A 16,031-nucleotide genomic window follows, 5' to 3' on the forward strand; every position below is an offset into this window, starting at 1 on the left:
TTCTGGGCTGACACCACAGTAATAAGCCAAACGCAGGCACCACATGAGTATTACGGTACGCCAAATACCGTGCTGCTCCCAGCGCCTGCTGGATGTCGACAGGGGCGGGCGCAGACAACGCGGGCGGGCCTGCGCCTTGAGCTGGCGACACAGCTGCAAGTCTTCCATCAGCGGAATCGGGGCATACCCCCCCAACGCGGCAAAGGCCGCCTTGCGCACAAAAATCCCCTGATCCCCAGAGGCAATACCGGTCAGGCGCGAACGCAGGCTGATCATCGACCCAATGACCCAAAATGCCACGCCTGGACCAGAGAGTCGCACGTCAAAGCGCCCCCACAGCGGACGATGCTGCAGCACATCCTGTAAGCGCTGCAGCGACGGCCCACTGACCCGTGTATCGGCATGCACAAACCACAAGTATTCCCCTTGCGCGCGCGCAGCGCCGGCATTCATCTGCAGAGCACGACCGGGATCGGTCTTGAGCACCTGGTCAGCCCGCCCGCGCGCCCGTTCAACGGTACCGTCGCTGCTGCCACCATCAACCACAATCAGCTCCGCACCCTCAGCCCGCAGCGCTGCCAGATCGTCCAGCAACGCAGGCAAAGCATGCGCCTCGTTACGCACCGGGATTACCACACTGAGCAGCGGCCTCACCTGCGCACCTCAGACTCAGCAGCCGCTTGCGCTGGTACACCCTCACCCGCGCTTGGCGCGGCGCTATTGTCATGCATCTGCTCCTGCACCACCTGCTCAGCCACACGCGGGTCGAGGGCAGCGGTCAGGGGTGAGCTGATGGTGCTGTCAGGCATGGGGATATGGTGCAGCGGAGCGTCTACAACCTGATGCAGATGCGTGACCCGCTCCGGCCGCACCCGCAGCACCAGAATCAGCGCACAGCCGCAGACGAAGGCGTACAACATATTGGCGCCGAGAAAGCGCATCAGCACGCCCGCCAGCAACGGCCCGATACTGGCGCCGACACCGAAGGTAACCAGCAGCATGGCCGTCAGTGATACCCGACGCTCGGCTTCGACATGGTCATTGGCCAGCGCCACCGCCAGTGGATAAAGACTGAATTGCAGGGCGCAAACCAGGAAACCTACGACAAACAGCAGCAGCACGCTCGCCTCTGGCAACAGCGCCAGAGGTAGCGCGGCCAGGGCCAACAAAGCCGCACAACCACGAATAAGTCGCACGCGGTCATGCCGATCAGACAACCAGCCAAGCGGCCACTGCACCAACAAGCCCGCAATGATGCAGCAGCCCATAAACAGCCCCACCTGCTCGGTGGACAGGCCCATGCGCGTGCCATACAGCGGTGCCAGGCCATAGAACGACCCGATCAGCAGCCCCGATACGACGATAGTGGTTAAGGACAGAGGCACTCGCGCGATAAAGAAGCGCATTTCCAGCGGAGCTGGATGCAAGGGCGCAGGGTGCAACTTGCGCGTCAGAGCTACAGGCACCAGACACAGGGCAAAGCACAGCGCCACTAGCATCAGCAGCTCCAGGCCCAGCGTCGGGTGCACCACCAGCACCAGCTGACCAAGGATCAGACCGAGGTAAGAGGCCCCCATATAGCCGGCAAACACCTGGCCGCGCTGGCTGGTTTCCGCCTGCTCATTGAGCCAGCTCTCGATCACCATGTACTGGCACATCATGCCGAGGCCGACCAACATACGCAGCAACAGCCAGCTGGGCAGCCAGTCGCTCAGCCCATGCCCGAGCACTGCAGCGGTAACTACGCCGGCACAGGCCACATAAGCGCGAATATGGCCAACCCGGGCAATCAGCCGATGACCAATCTTGCCGCCCAGCACCAATCCCACATAGTTGGCCGCCATCAGCGCACCGACCCACAAGCCGTCCGCCGTTTCGGCCAGACGCAGCGCCAGGTAAGTACTCAGCAACCCTGAGCCGAGCAGCATCAACAGGGTGGCGAAATACAACGAACTGAATGACTTGAGGATCACGGACATGGGGTGGCGCTTGGCTCCAATGTGCCGCCGAAACCATGCTCGGCAGTCAGGTTTTTAGAGCCTGTTTACGATCTCGCGAGCTAAAGCCCTGCAAGGCGCTACGTTAGTAACAGCCTGTGGCTGGTCAAAACAGACGAGGAAGCGGTGTGTACGCGTTGTACATGAGCATCCGAGCCGGTTTTTCGCGCAGCAGGGCCGACGCGCAACAGATCGTAGGCAGGTTCTCAGGCGTGGGCCGCCAGCACGCGGCGCTCCCACGGGGTAATTTCATCAAAGAAGCTGGTGAGCTCCAGTGTCTTGCTGGCAATGTAGCCTTCGATGAACTCTTTGCCGAACAGTTCCAGCGCTAACGCACTGCGCTTGAGACGTTCAATCGCGGCATGCATGGTACAGGGTAGCGCCAATTCGTCCGGTACTTCGAACTCACCCTGGATAGGCGCACTAGGCTGCAACTGCTGCTCAATCCCATACAGCCCCGCCGCAAGGCTCGCCGCCAACGCCAGATATGGGTTGGCATCGGCGCCTGGCAAGCGGTTCTCCACCCGCCGCGCTACCGGCGCACTGGCCGGAATGCGCAGGCCGGCGGCGCGATTATCCTCGGACCAGCAGGCATTGTTCGGTGAAGCATAAGGATGGCAAAGGCGCTGATAGGAGTTCACGTGCGGAGCAAATAGCAGGGTGAAATCGGCCATGGCCGCCTGCTGTCCGGCAATAAATTGATAGAACGCCGGCGTTGCCTGGCCATCGGCCGCGCTGAAGATATTCTGCCCACCGCCCTGCTCCACCACGCTTTGATGAATATGCATGGAGCTGCCAGGCGTGTGCGCCAGCGGTTTGGCCATGCACACCACAGTGAGACCGTGCTTGAGCGCGACTTCCTTGAGCAAGTGTTTGAACAGAAAAGTCTGATCCGCCAGCAACAGCGGATCGCCGTGCAGCAGGTTGATCTCGAACTGACTGACGCCCATCTCATGCATAAAGGTATCGCGCGGCAACCCCAAGGCGGCCATGCACTGATACACCTCATTGAAGAAGGCGCGCAGGCCGTTGTTGGAACTGACACTGAAAGCCGACGCGCCATCCTCACGTCGACCATCCAGACCCAGCGGCGGCTGAAACGGCTGCAAGGGGTCGGCATTGCGGGCAAACACGAAAAACTCCAGCTCGGTCGCCACTACGGGCTGCCAGCCATGACTGGCATAGCGCGCCACAACCTGCTTGAGCAGCCCACGGCTCGACAGGCCGGAACTGCGCCCGTCCAACTCATCGGCATCGCAGATCGCCAGTGCTCGTGGTGTATCGCTCCAGGGTAGGCGGTGCACCTGCCCCGCCACGGCATTCAGTGCCAGATCACCGTCATCACTGCCGTAGAACCGTGCAGCTGGATAGCCGCCCATGATGCATTGCAGCAAAACCCCTCGCGCCAACTGCAAACGCCGCCCCTCAAGGAAGCCCTCCGCCGTCATCACCTTGCCGCGCGGCACACCATTGAGGTCAGGCGTCACACATTCAACTTCATCAACACCACGCAACAACTCAGCCAGGGCGGTGCGGTCGAGGGTACTCATTTGCTGTTGTCCTTATTGATGCAAGAGGCCGTAGTCGAACGGCGAGGCGTACAAAATACGCACCAGGCGTTCGATATTTCAAGCAAAGCTATGTCTGCCACCTGAAGCGCAGGCTAGCGAACAGAATACATCGATTAATTAGATATTAATGATCATGCACAAACACTCCATAAATTCTCTTTTAGACACTCGTAAACAAACATAACTAATTGATAAATAAGAAATAAAATCAACTATCAATACCATCGATGATTACCATGCCCAGCCTGCACTTCTTCATCAAATTTTCATCCGTATCATTCGCTCCGTACTCACTTACACCCGCCCTTACGAGGAGCCTGAACATGAAAAAGCACATTCTCACCGCCGTGATCCTGAGCAGCCTGTCCATCAGCGCCTTTGCCCTGCCACAGAACAACACGCAGCCACTGCTGGGTGAATTGCGGGACAGCAGCGTAAAAACCCTGATGGGTTTTGGTAGCAACCTGCAAACTGAAAGCGGTGCCGACCACACTGGCGCAAACCGCGTCGCCGAAGGCGGCGCTGATCGCCTGCAAGAGCGCCTGCGCGTAGCCCAAGACGGTGCCGACCGCACTGGCGCAAACCGCGTCGCCGAAGGCGGCGCTGATCGCCTGCAAGAGCGTCTACGTGTTGCCGAAGACGGTGCCGACCGCACTGGCGCAAACCGCGTCGCCGAAGGCGGCGCTGATCGCCTGCAAGAGCGTCTACGTGTTGCCGAAGACGGTGCTGACCGCACACACGGCCTGCGCGTTAGCTGATCAGCGCTCAAGAGACAACAAATAAGGTGCTCAATCGAGCACCTTATTTGTTTATTGCACAGGCGACTCCAACTGCGCCAAGCGCTCTTCCAGCGCCGCGATGCGCGCCTCCAGAGCTTCCAGACGCTCATCCTGCTGACCGCTCGCCGTCGCGCGCTGCGGCTCACGGGCCCTGACAGCCAACGCGGCCTGCAAATCCGCCGCATCACCCAGTCCGTGCATATAACGATCTTCACGCTGCCCGCTCTGACGCGGCAGTAGGCAAACCAATTCGCGACTGATCAGCCGCTCAAGGTGATGCTGCACCTGCTCGGCATCATCAAAATCATGCATGCGGCTGCTGCGCGTCAGCAGCTCGTTGATAGTCTGCGGGCCACGCAGCAGCAACAGCCCGATCAGCACCACCTGCGCCGCTACCAGCTCCAGCGCCTTGTCGGCGCGATGCTCCCAGCGATCCGCCCGGCTACCCATCACCAGGCGCGCCATTTCATGCCCCTCCAGGCTGCGCAGAGCCTGGCCGACCTGGCCGGCGGTAAGGTTGAGCACCGGTTCACGGCTGGTTTTCTGATTGCAGGCCAGCACCAGGGCATTGAGCGTCAGGGGATAGGCTTCCGGTGTTGTCAGCTGTTTCTCGATCAGGCAACCCAGTACCCGCGCCTCTACAGCGCTCAAGGTTTCAACGGCCACGGCCTGCGCCTCTTCGTTGGACATAACCACCTCATGACTGACAAAGGCACTAACCTAGCCCAGCTGAAGGCTGGTTGATAGGCATAAGCACCATTGGGCAGCTCAGTTTCCGAGCGCAGGAATAAAAGTTGACCATTGTGATAGAGTCGCGCGCTATTTTTCAGCGTGGCCCTGCTTCACCCTCGCGAAAAGCCTCACAACGTGCACTGCAACCACGCCCCCAGCGCCTGGCCACAAGCCACCGCGCCCCACAGGGAGCACAGGCTGCATGCCCTGATCGAGACACCTGTCATGACCGTTGCCCAACACCCACTTCTACAGCTGCTGAATCGCACCAGCCTGGTACTGCAAATCGTCATCGGCCTGTTGGCTGGTATCGCTCTGGCTCTGTTTTTTCCGGCGGCTGCCGCCAGCGCCAGCTTCCTCGGCACCGTATTCGTTTCGGCGCTGAAGGCTGTGGCGCCAGTGCTGGTCTTTGTTCTGGTGGCGGCTTCCATCACCAACCATCAGCAGGGCCAGGAAACCCATATCAAACCGATTCTGCTGTTGTACCTGATCGGCACTTTAAGCGCTGCGCTGATCGCCGTGGCGGCCAGCTTCGTCTTTCCCTCGAGCCTGACCCTGACCGACAGCAGCGCTGAACTCTCGCCCCCTGGCGGAATCCTCGAAGTGCTGAAAACCCTGCTGCTGAATGTGGTGGATAACCCGATCAACGCCCTGCTCACAGGCAACTTCATCGGCATCCTGGCCTGGGCCATTGCCCTGGGCTTTGCCTTCCGTCACGCCAGCCCAGGCAGCAAACAGATGCTCGCCGACCTCTCCGACGGCGTGACCAGCATTGTCAAACTGGTGATCCGTCTGGCGCCTTTGGGCGTTTTCGGCCTGGTAGCCGCCACGCTGGCCGAGTCTGGCATGTCCGCATTGCTCGACTACCTGCACCTGCTACTGGTGTTGGTGGGCTGCATGCTGTTTGTGGCCCTGGTGGTCAACCCGCTGATCGTTTTCGCCAAGATTCGTCGCAACCCCTACCCACTGGTGCTGACCTGCCTGCGCGAAAGCGGCTTGACCGCTTTTTTCACCCGCAGCTCGGCCGCCAATATCCCGGTCAACCTGCAGCTGTGCCAGCGCCTGGGCCTGCATGAAGAGACCTACTCGGTGTCGATCCCCTTGGGCGCGACCATCAACATGGCCGGCGCAGCCATCACCATCAGCGTGCTGACCCTGGCTGCCGTGCACACCCTGGGTATCGCCGTGGACCTGCCGACTGCGCTGCTGCTCAGCGTGCTCTCGGCCATTTGCGCCTGCGGTGCATCCGGCGTGGCCGGCGGCTCGCTGCTACTGATTCCACTGGCCTGCAGCCTCTTCGGTATTCCCAATGAGGTGGCCATGCAGGTCGTGGCAGTCGGTTTTATCATCGGCATCGTGCAGGATTCGGCGGAAACCGCGCTGAACTCCTCCACCGACGTCCTGTTTACTGCCGCTGCCTGCCAGGCCGCTCAACCGCGCAGCTAAACCGCCTGCAACACAGACGGCCTGCTCCCGCAGCAGGCCTTGTTTACCCCTGGTTACCCTTGCGGCGTTTGCCTGACCGAACGATTACGGTAGGCTTTGCCGCTTCTCTATTAAGGAGCAATTCCCATGGCCCGCGCCACTGCCCGTCACATCCTGGTTGCCACTGAAGACAAGTGCAACGAACTGAAAGCTGCCATCGAAGGCGGTGCCGACTTCGCCCAGGTCGCCAAAGACAACTCCAGCTGCCCGTCCAGCCGCAACGGCGGCGACCTCGGCTCGTTCGGCCCAGGCCAGATGGTCAAAGAATTCGACACCGTGGTATTCAGCGCCCCAACCAACGTGGTGCAAGGCCCGGTGAAAACCCAGTTCGGTTATCACCTGCTGGAAGTGACCAGCCGTCAGGACTGATCCACTCCTCGCGCTGGGCTATCCAAGCCCAGCACATCCCCTCTCTGCAGCACGCCAACCGCCGCGTAACATGCGCCGCAGCCGCACGGCAATCGCCAGGTATACTCGCCGGCCAATCTCCCGTAATGCGGACCTTGTCATGCACCCTACCAGCGCAGATGAACCCACCCTCGCCGCTCAGACTCACGACGACGTTCCGCCAACCGATCCGCCAGCCGCCGCCCACAGCCTGCAACCCCGTGGTTTTGCCTCCCTGTTCAGCGCAGCCAAAGCCGCGACCCGCAAGCAGGATCGACAGCGCAAGCCGCAAAAGGGCATCCCCTCAAGCCATGAGAAGAAGATCGGCCCGGCACCGAGCGGTACGCGTCGTTCCATGGGCAAACGCTAGCTGTAACGGACCCGCCAGCGCGCCGGCAGCCAACTGCCGGCGACATTCAGCAGCAAGCCCAGCATCACCAGCAGCGCGCCTAGCCACTGCAGGCAGCCCAGCCGTTCATCCAACAGCAAAGCGGATGACGTGATGCCTACCAGTGGCACCAACAACGAAAAGGGTGCCACCTGGCTGGCCGGATAACGCGACAACAGGCGGCTCCACAAGCCATAACCAAGGATGGTCGCACCGAACGCCAGGTAACCCAGCACCCACAAACTGTTCAGGTTGAACCCGCGCAGCGCAGCCTCGATCGCTTCGGGGCCCTCCAGCAGCCAGGACAGGGCAAAGAACGGCAACGGTGGCACCAGGCTGCCCCACACCACCAACCCCACCAGATTCACCTTGCCCAGCTTGCGCGTGACGATATTGCCCAGCGCCCACATGGCCGCGGCGCAGAGCGTGAGAAGAAAACCGGCCAGCGTCATCAGGCCGCTGCCCTGCGCGCCGATCAGCAGCAAACCGCTGGCCGCCACCAGCAGCCCGAACAGGTTGACCAGACGAAAGCGCTCGCCCAGCAGCAACACAGCGAACAGCAAGGTAAAGAACGCCTGCGACTGCAGCACCAGCGACGCCAGCCCGGCCGGCATGCCGACCGCCATAGCCGAGAATAGAAAGGCAAACTGCCCCAACGAAATGGTCAAGCCATACGCCAGCAGCCAGCGCAGCGCAATCTGGGGGCGCTTGATAAACAGCACGGCCGGAAAGGCCGCCAGAAGAAAACGCAACGCCCCCAGCAGCATCGGCGGCATCTCGTGCAGGCCAATCTTGATCACCACAAAGTTCATGCCCCAGACGATGATCACCACCAGGGCCAGCAGTAAATCCTTGGGCTGCATAAGCGCTCCGGATTAATCAATCTGCACTTATTAGACCTGCCAGCAGCGCCATAGCGCCCATACAGAGACCGCGCAAATAAGCCGTACAGCACCTCACTGATCGGCAGATTGCAGCGCCACAGGTGCCGCAAACGTCTCGAAGGGCTAGAATCGCAGCCCTTAGCATTTTTCGGATCTTGAGCCGCGCGAGCGTGGCCATTGTTAGCGCGCTATCGCCGGCGCACAGCAGGTCCGAAACCCACCTATTAACCCGCAACGACGAGATACCCTATGGGCGCCCAGTGGAAAGCCAAACCTAAAGAAGCCGCGGCCAACGCCAGAGGCAAGATCTTCGGCCGCTTGGTCAAGGAAATCATGATCGCCGCCCGCAACGGCGCCGACCCGGACCTGAACCCCAAGCTGCGCCTGGCCATCCATCAGGCCAAGAAAGCCTCGATGCCCAAGGAAACCCTCGAGCGGGCGATCAAGAAAGGCGCCGGCCTTCTGGGCGACACCGTGACCTTCCACTCCGCCACCTACGAAGGGTTTGCCCCGCATCAGGTGCCGGTGATCATCGAGTGCCTGACCGACAACATCAACCGCACCGTGGCCGAAGTCCGCGTGCTGTTCCGCAAGGGCCAGATGGGCGCTTCTGGCTCGGTGACCTGGGATTTCGACCATGTGGGCATGATCGAAGCCAGCACCGAAAGCGATGCCGACCCGGAAATGGCCGCCATCGAAGCCGGCGCTCAGGATTTCGAGCCGGCTGACGAAGGCAACACCCTGTTCATCACCGAACCGACTGACCTCGACGCCGTGTGCCGCGCCCTGCCGGAGCAGGGCTTCAGCGTCAACTCGGCGAAAATCGGCTACATCCCGAAAAACCCGGTGAGCAGCCTGACCGCCGAGCAGCTCGAAGAAGTCGAAGCCTTCCTCGAAGCCCTCGACGCGCACGATGACGTGCAGAACGTCTACGTCGGGCTTTCCGGCTAACACCAGGCTGACCAGACCCGCAGCGCAGGAGGCGCGGCGGGTCCACGAACGGCACGGTTCAATGTGCGCAGTTCGTCGAATCGGCCGATTGACCACTGCCCGCGCTCGACAAAGCGGGTAGAATCGCCGCCCGCCGCGCCACCAGCGCCCGGCGTGTACACAAGGACGTTGTCACACAGGAGTTTTACCGTGCACAAGTTTCTGATTCTGGCCGCCTGCCTGCTGCTCGGCGCCTGCGCCAACAACCCGCAGACGACCTACCAGCAAGAGGTCAAGGCGGGCAAAACGCCAATGGCCAAGAGCGCCCTGGAAGCCATCCACAACACCCAGGCCATCCCGCTGCCACTCAACCCTGGCCTGCTGGCCCCGCAATGGCCGATCAGCGCCGACGAGCCACGCCTGGATTTTGGCAGTTCGATCTCCAACTACCGGATCTTTTCCCTGCAGCTGAAAAAGGGTGAGCGTTACACCCTCAATGTGCATTCGCTGTGCAACAAGCCATGCATGGGCGTCAGCAAATACGCCCTGAAACCACGCGCCATGCTGCTGGACGCTTACGGCACAGTGATTGCCGACAAGCCTTCGCGTGCCGAAGCCGTGGTCGGCCAAATCAGCCTGAGCTGGGATGGTGAAGCCGCCGAAGATGGCACCTACTACCTCCTGGTAGCCGCCGATAACGACGACATCGGCCAGACCATCGTGATTGATGATGTGTGGGTCAACAACTCGCCGCTGATGGCAGTCAAGGTTGATATGCAGAGTGCGCCGTTCGGCAAGATCAGCGCGTTCTCCAGCCCCCGTAAGAAATGACTCCGCTACACATTCATTAGCCCCTCACCAAAGCGCCATGCCAGACAGTGTTAACGCACTGACTGGCATGGCCTATGCCGTGCAATACCTTATCAAGGATGAGCCATGAAAACTCTGCATTACCTTGTAGCCGCACTGTTCAGCCTGAGCCTGACCGGCTGCGTATCCTTCACCCCGGCCGGCCCGATTGGCGACCCCAAGCAGCCTGCCAATTACACCCAACCCCGCGCCGTGATGGTCGATGACGTACAGATCACCGACAACAAGATCAACGACAACCTGCGCAGAACCCTGAGCAGCCAGTTCACCGAACAGCTGAATAACCGCATCGAACGGGGCGAGTACTTCGCCAAGGTGATCAGCTTCCCAGCCACCCTCGGCGAACAGGATGTGCTGCTCAAGCTCAACCTGACTTCGCTCAAAGGTAAGCGCACGCCGCATCCAGCCTACGTCCCCGGCGCCCTGCTGACGCTGACCATGTGGATCTGGGTCAATGGCCCCATCTATGTCGACAAATACGACCTGGCCGGTGAACTGTCGATTACTGACGCCCAGGGCAAACTGCTCGCCAGCAGCCGCCAGCAGGTCAAGCTCGACCAGAACACCGGCCTCTGGGACAACGACTACTTCAACATGTCGCTCGGCTCAGACCAGCTCAACCAACTGGTTGAACAGCTGTTGCAGGACAGCACCCGTCAACTCGCTCACCCCTAACAAGGATGTCACGCATGAAAGCCGTCTTTACCGCCCTACTCGCCGCTGCCCTGCTGTCGCTGACCGGCTGCCTGTCCTATTCACATCACGACCTGGCCCAGGTTGAGCAATGGCCTTTAACGACCACCGAACAGCAGACTCAGTCGGCCTACCTCAAGGTTGATAGCCAATACCTGTTCAACGATCAGACTCGCGCCGGCGGCTTCAACCAGGCCAACCTGGAAAAGCTGATCGTCACGCAGTACCAGGACAGCAAGCGGTTCAGCAACGTCACCACGGCCAAGCAGAAAGCTGATCTGTATATCAGCGTGCGCGTCAGCAACCATGAGCGGGGCAGCCTAGCAAGCGCGGTCATCACCGGCCTCACCCTGTTTGTCATACCCGGCAAGTTCAGCAATGAACTGAGCATGGAAACCACCTTCAAGGACGGTGACGGCAAGGTGCTCGGGCGTATCGAGAAGCGTGAAACCATCACCACCTGGATGCAGCTGCTGCTGATCGTGGCGGTGCCCTTCAACGAGTCGATTGACCCCATCCTCAACCAGCTGACCCAGAGCAGCCTGGAAGAAGCCGCACGGCAGAAGTTGATCTAGTCACACCGCACCTGGCACCACGACCGCAACGGTCGTGGTGCCCAACAACCCATCCGCCCACTTATTGATCCATCGCAAGATGCCCTGCTCGTAGCCCCTTAGCCTATGCCGATGACTTCCACTGCCATCGACGAGGTTTCCATGAGCATCACCTCTGCCAGCATCTGCGCCGCCGCCGACCAACTGCAGGGTTTTGTCGGCTTCAACGCCAAGACCGGGCGCTATATCGTGCGTTTTTCCGAAGATTCCTTCGGCCTCGACGTGCTCGAACAGAGCATCACCCCCACCTGCGAATTCGTCTGGCGCGCCTTTGACGGCGAACTGATGAACCTCGACCGCGCACGCCTGCAACTGCTGCTGGAACAGAACATCGATGACCGCCTGGCGATTAGCGAACCGCTGCGGGTCTACGTGCGCCGTACCGATATGCCGGAGATCAGCGCCGAACGCCGTCGCCTGAACGCTTGAGCAGCTTGGCGAGGTGGCCGAATTGACCCAGGCTTGTGCACTTACACCCTCACAACAACGGCGCACGGCAGACTAAGCTCGACGGGTCAGAATCACTCGCCAAGGAGCCTGCCGATGTTCGACGTGCTGATCAAAAACGCGCTGTTTTTCGATGGCAGCGGCGCACCCGGTGTCGTGCGCCACCTCGGTATCCGCGATGGCAAGCTACAAACAATCAGCGCCAGCGCCCTGGATGAGAGCGATTGTGGCCAGGTGATCGATGCGCAAAACCGCTGGGTGACGCCCGGTTTTATCGACATGCACACCCATTACGACGCCGAGCTGGTGGCCGCCCCAGCGCTTAAGGAGTCGGTGCGCCATGGCGTCACCACCGTGATGATCGGCAGCTGCTCAATCAGCATGGTGCTGTCCGGCCCGGAAGACTGCTCGGACCTGTTCACCCGCGTCGAATCGGTACCCCGCGAGCATGTATTGCCACTGCTGCAGGCACGCAAGACCTGGAACAGCGCCAGCGAATTCGCCGCCTTTCTCGATCAGCATCCCCTGGGACCGAATATCTGCTCCTTCCTCGGCCACTCCGATTTACGCGTTGCCGTGCTCGGCCTTGAGCGCGCGGTAGACGCCAAGGTACGCCCCAGCGAACAGCAACTGCAGCAGATGGAACGCCTGCTCGAAGACGCACTGGATGCCGGCCTGCTCGGCCTGTCGAGCATGACCAACCCTTGGGACAAACTCGATGGCGACCGCCAGCGCTCGAAGTCCCTGCCGTCGGTGTATGCGCCCTGGGCCGAGTACGCGCGGCTGAACAAGATCCTGCGCCGGCGCGGACGCATCCATCAGGGCGCGCCGAACCTGGTGACCAAACTCAACGTGCTGGCCTTTCTCTGGGACAGCATCGGCGGCTGGTGGCGCAAGCCGCTGAAGACCACCCTGATCACCCTGATGGATGTCAAAGCCGACCCTTGGCTGGCACCGATCCTCGGCCCACTGACGCGCTGGATCAATCGCCTGAGCAACGCCGACTTCCGCTGGCAAACCCTGCCGGTGCCGTTTGAGACCTATGCCGACGGTATGGAGTTCGTAGTCTTCGAAGAATTCCCCGCCGGCCAAGCCGCCCTGCACCTGGCGAGTCATGACATGCGCAGCCAGCTGTTTCAGGACCCCGCCTACCGCCTGCGCTTTCGCCAGGACGTGGAAAAGAAATTCGGCCCACGGGTCTGGCACCGCGACTTTGACGACGCCTGGATCGTCGATTGCCCGGACGCCAGCGTGGTCGGCAACAGCGTCGGCGAACTGGCCAAGGCCCGTAATGAACACCCGGCCGATCTGTTTCTCGACCTGTTGGTGGCTCATGGCCCGCGCCTGCGCTGGCGTACCCTGATCGCCAACCATCGCCCCGAGGTGGTGGAAAAACTGGTGTGTGAACCCAGCACCCTGATCGGTTTTGCCGACTCCGGCGCGCATATCCGCAACATGGCCTTCTACAACTTCGGCCTGCGCCTGCTCAAGCTGGTGCGCGATGCCGAGCTGCGCGGGCAACCGGTGATGCCGATCGAAACGGCCATCTGGCGCCTGACCGGTGAGCTGGGCGAGTGGTTCAATATCGATGCGGGAACACTCTACGAAGGGGCCAGGGCTGACCTGGTGATCATCGACCCGACGGCACTGGACGAATCCCTGGCCAGCTACCAGGAAGCGCCGATGGAGGCCTTTGGTGGCCTGCAGCGCATGGTCAATCGCGGTGCGGCGGTGGATGCCGTGTTGATCAATGGCCGCGTGGCCTTCCAACATAACGAGTTCGCCGCCAACCTGGGCACAACACGCGGCTACGGTGAGTTCCTGCGCAGCCGCGCCTGAGCCGATTAGACGGCATGCGACCTACGGCGCACCGGAACGGCGCCAGGCTGGCATAATGCGCGCCGCACGCTCTGGCAAAGCATGCTGTTCCGGTATTGAAAGGACTCATATCGCTATGCCCTCCCCCCTACAACAGACCGTCTGGCGCTGGCTTGCAGGCCTGTTGCTGTGTGGCCTGCTGACATCCGTACAGGCTGGCGAAGCTGCCGATATTTATTACCCACGCTGGAGCGATGGTGACGAATCCCGTCCCGACTACGCCCTGGCCCAACTGCGCCTGGCGCTGGACAAAGCAGGCAGTTCGCTGCGCCTGAAACCCTCACCCGCCAGCATGGAGCAGGAACGCGCATTAATTGACCTGCAACACGGCAAGCATCTGGATGTGGTCTGGAGCATGACCAGTCGCGAACGCGAGGAACGCCTGCTGGCCGTGCGAATTCCCCTGGACAAGGGCTTGTTCGGCTGGCGTATCGCCTTGCTGCCACGCGAGCGCATGAATTTGTTCAAACAGGTCAATAGCCTTGCTGACCTGCGCCAGTTTTCAGCTGGCCAAGGCCATGATTGGCCGGACACCACAATTCTGCGCAATCAAGGCTTGCCGGTTGTGGTGTCGTCCAGCTATGCCAGCCTGTTTCATATGCTGCAGGCGCGGCGCTTTGATTACTTCCCACGCTCAGTGCTGGAAATCGGCGACGAACTGCAACACCCACGCGCACAGCAACTGGTAGCCGACCCACACGTGCTGCTCCACTACCCCACCGCGCTGTATTTTTTCTTTTCACCGCAGCGTCCAGAACTGGCCGAGACGGTGCGCCGCGGGATGGAAGCAGCCATCGCAGACGGCTCATTTGAGCGTCTCTTTCAGCAACATTTCGCGGCCATTCTGCAGCAGGCAGCGCTTGCGCAGCGCCAGGTAATCGAACTGCCCAACCCGCTACTGCCCAGCGCCACGCCGCTTAAGCGCCGTGAGCTGTGGTTCAGTCCGGCAACGTTGAAACGCTGACTGGCACAGCCAACGTGGTTTGCACCGCCTTGCGGCTATGCGCACCGAAACGTTTGAACAACTCCACCAGCACCTGCTCCAGCACGGGATCGGCGTGCGCCAGGGCCAGTTGATTGCCGCCACTGAAACCTGGCGCGGCCGCTGGCTTGCGCGCCAACCACTGGCCGATCAACTCATCAAAGCTATCGGCACTGGCGTAGGCTTCGGCCGCCACCACCTGTTGCGGGTAGTCCACCGAGAAGGCCGGGTAATCAGAACCCGCAGGGTTTTGCGTATAAGCCTGCAGCAAGGGCGAGGCCGCCTGCTGATTCATCAGTTGCTGCATACGCTCCAGCTGATACTCCTCGATGGCCGTATGCCGATCCGCTACGCGGGCAATCGCTGCCAGACGGTCCTCGGGATAACCGGCGGCGCCTTTGAGGGCAATCAGCATCAGCTCTGGCGTATTGAACCCCGGCACCGTCTTGGCGTGATAGGGCTGGGTCAGGTCCTGCATGTAGTGCAGTGCCCAACCGAGAAAACGGTACCCCCAGTAATCATGACCATGCTCCAAAGCCAACCGGGCCAGGCCGGTGTACTGGTAGATGCGCCAGTGCGGCAGGGTGCGGCGCAGATAGGGCGCGGCCTGGAAGACCAACTCCGGCTCGTGGTAGTAGCCGATATGGAAAGGCGCCTGGGAGGAGTACTCGAAGCGCGCATCACCAAAGGGCTGCACACCGAAGTTGTATTGCGCGCCGACTTCACCCGGGTTGTCGCTGAACAGGTTGATATCGTGACCATAGTCCGGCTCATCGGCCGCACTGCTGAGTACCTGAATCGCACTCACGTCCTCACCGGGCTGCAAGGCCAGGTAGCGCCAGTGACTCCAGGGGCCGATCTTGCGAAACACCAGCACCTGCTCGGCAGGCAGAAGCGGCCGACCATCATCAGCCTGCCCCGGTAGTTGTTGCACAAAACCAGCCAAACGAATCTGTGGATTGACCCGCAACGCCTGCAGAAACGCCAAGCGGCGCTGCTCCGGCGCGGTGTGAGCGGCATCGAAGCGCAGATTATCCGGACGCGCTGGATAGTCCGGGAAATGCGCACGGGCAAAGGCTTCCTGCTGATCCAGCAGCTGCTCGATGGCCGGCGCCTGCGCATCGAGAAAAGCCTCCAGCGGCTCATAACGCAAGGTGCGCTGCAGCTCCGGCAGAGCCTGCAACGCCAGCTGACTACCGAGCGAGTGATTGGACCAAGCCAGCGCACTTGTTGACTGGAGCACCAGGCAACAGGCAGAGAACAACAGGAATAATGGCTTCATCAGAACTCCGACAGCAGGCAGTACAAAAACGCACAGACTAACGCCAAAGCAGCCAGCTGGCACTGTCGTATCAAGTCAGCCCATTCACTAATCGGGCAGCCTGCGCACCCAA

The 16,031-nt window shown here is 60.9% G+C and carries 17 protein-coding genes; 11 read left to right on the forward strand and 6 right to left on the reverse strand.

Translation table 11 applies throughout. The annotated features are described in order from the left end of the window. From DBR00_RS14770 to DBR00_RS14780, 3 genes are all read right to left on the reverse strand, one after another. Nucleotides 1–654, reverse strand: a 654-nt coding sequence (locus tag DBR00_RS14770) for a TIGR04283 family arsenosugar biosynthesis glycosyltransferase (protein ID WP_218276624.1), incomplete at its 3' end; no start/stop codon positions are given. Next, a complete protein-coding gene (locus tag DBR00_RS14775; protein ID WP_108489445.1) occupies nucleotides 651–1,979 on the reverse strand; it encodes an MFS transporter in 1,329 nt (442 codons plus the stop codon). The genes DBR00_RS14775 and DBR00_RS14770, both read right to left, overlap by 4 nt. Before the next feature lie 224 nt (nucleotides 1,980–2,203). Further along, nucleotides 2,204–3,445 (reverse strand): glutamine synthetase family protein, encoded by a 1,242-nt coding sequence (locus DBR00_RS14780; RefSeq protein WP_177480006.1) that lies wholly within the window; start codon nucleotides 3,443–3,445, stop codon nucleotides 2,204–2,206. A 446-nt stretch (nucleotides 3,446–3,891) separates the two neighbouring features. Between DBR00_RS14780 and DBR00_RS14785 the strand changes: the two genes are divergently transcribed. Next, on the forward strand, nucleotides 3,892–4,326 hold the full coding sequence (locus tag DBR00_RS14785; RefSeq protein WP_108489447.1) for a phage infection protein: 435 nt from the start codon (nucleotides 3,892–3,894) through the stop codon (nucleotides 4,324–4,326). 51 nt (nucleotides 4,327–4,377) lie between these two features. Here DBR00_RS14785 and DBR00_RS14790 read toward each other — a convergent pair whose 3' ends face one another. Continuing rightward, a complete protein-coding gene (locus DBR00_RS14790; RefSeq protein WP_108489448.1) occupies nucleotides 4,378–5,037 on the reverse strand; it encodes a YceH family protein in 660 nt (219 codons plus the stop codon). A 267-nt stretch (nucleotides 5,038–5,304) separates the two neighbouring features. Between DBR00_RS14790 and sstT the strand changes: the two genes are divergently transcribed. From sstT to DBR00_RS14805, 3 genes are all read left to right on the forward strand, one after another. Then, a complete protein-coding gene (sstT, locus tag DBR00_RS14795) occupies nucleotides 5,305–6,525 on the forward strand; it encodes a serine/threonine transporter SstT (protein WP_108489449.1) in 1,221 nt (406 codons plus the stop codon). A gap of 126 nt (nucleotides 6,526–6,651) precedes the next feature. Continuing rightward, the gene (locus tag DBR00_RS14800; protein WP_108489450.1) at nucleotides 6,652–6,933 is read left to right on the forward strand and encodes a peptidylprolyl isomerase; all 282 of its coding nucleotides are present in this window, start codon (nucleotides 6,652–6,654) and stop codon (nucleotides 6,931–6,933) included. A gap of 139 nt (nucleotides 6,934–7,072) precedes the next feature. Continuing rightward, a complete protein-coding gene (locus DBR00_RS14805; RefSeq protein WP_108489451.1) occupies nucleotides 7,073–7,321 on the forward strand; it encodes a hypothetical protein in 249 nt (82 codons plus the stop codon). Here DBR00_RS14805 and DBR00_RS14810 read toward each other — a convergent pair. After that, the gene (locus DBR00_RS14810; protein ID WP_108489452.1) at nucleotides 7,318–8,202 is read right to left on the reverse strand and encodes an EamA family transporter; all 885 of its coding nucleotides are present in this window, start codon (nucleotides 8,200–8,202) and stop codon (nucleotides 7,318–7,320) included. The two genes, DBR00_RS14805 and DBR00_RS14810, sit on opposite strands and share 4 nt — an antisense overlap. 270 nt (nucleotides 8,203–8,472) lie before the next feature. Here DBR00_RS14810 and DBR00_RS14815 point away from each other — a divergent pair, with 270 nt between their 5' ends. From DBR00_RS14815 to DBR00_RS14845, 7 genes are all read left to right on the forward strand, one after another. Further along, nucleotides 8,473–9,174: a YebC/PmpR family DNA-binding transcriptional regulator gene (locus DBR00_RS14815; protein WP_108489453.1), complete on the forward strand. Its 702-nt coding sequence runs from the start codon at nucleotides 8,473–8,475 to the stop codon at nucleotides 9,172–9,174. A 189-nt stretch (nucleotides 9,175–9,363) separates the two neighbouring features. Beyond that, nucleotides 9,364–9,984 carry a hypothetical protein gene (locus tag DBR00_RS14820; RefSeq protein WP_256583023.1) on the forward strand — a complete coding sequence of 207 codons (621 nt, stop codon included), beginning with the start codon at nucleotides 9,364–9,366 and terminating at the stop codon, nucleotides 9,982–9,984. Between the two features lie 105 nt (nucleotides 9,985–10,089). Continuing rightward, complete coding sequence (locus DBR00_RS14825) at nucleotides 10,090–10,698, forward strand: hypothetical protein (RefSeq protein WP_108489454.1); 609 nt, start codon at nucleotides 10,090–10,092, stop codon at nucleotides 10,696–10,698. 14 nt (nucleotides 10,699–10,712) lie between these two features. Beyond that, the gene (locus DBR00_RS14830) at nucleotides 10,713–11,291 is read left to right on the forward strand and encodes a hypothetical protein (protein ID WP_108489455.1); all 579 of its coding nucleotides are present in this window, start codon (nucleotides 10,713–10,715) and stop codon (nucleotides 11,289–11,291) included. 141 nt (nucleotides 11,292–11,432) lie between these two features. Further along, the gene (locus DBR00_RS14835) at nucleotides 11,433–11,759 is read left to right on the forward strand and encodes a DUF2025 family protein (protein WP_108489494.1); all 327 of its coding nucleotides are present in this window, start codon (nucleotides 11,433–11,435) and stop codon (nucleotides 11,757–11,759) included. A 114-nt stretch (nucleotides 11,760–11,873) separates the two neighbouring features. Continuing rightward, a complete protein-coding gene (locus tag DBR00_RS14840) occupies nucleotides 11,874–13,616 on the forward strand; it encodes an amidohydrolase family protein (RefSeq protein ID WP_256583024.1) in 1,743 nt (580 codons plus the stop codon). A 115-nt stretch (nucleotides 13,617–13,731) separates the two neighbouring features. Beyond that, on the forward strand, nucleotides 13,732–14,619 hold the full coding sequence (locus DBR00_RS14845) for an ABC transporter substrate-binding protein (protein ID WP_108489456.1): 888 nt from the start codon (nucleotides 13,732–13,734) through the stop codon (nucleotides 14,617–14,619). Here DBR00_RS14845 and DBR00_RS14850 read toward each other — a convergent pair. Further along, the gene (locus DBR00_RS14850) at nucleotides 14,594–15,919 is read right to left on the reverse strand and encodes a phospholipase (protein ID WP_256583025.1); all 1,326 of its coding nucleotides are present in this window, start codon (nucleotides 15,917–15,919) and stop codon (nucleotides 14,594–14,596) included. The two genes, DBR00_RS14845 and DBR00_RS14850, sit on opposite strands and share 26 nt — an antisense overlap. Nucleotides 15,920–16,031: the final 112 nt, after the last annotated feature.

The sequence above is a fragment of the Pseudomonas sp. HMWF032 genome (assembly GCF_003060885.1).
Lineage (GTDB): Bacteria > Pseudomonadota > Gammaproteobacteria > Pseudomonadales > Pseudomonadaceae > Aquipseudomonas.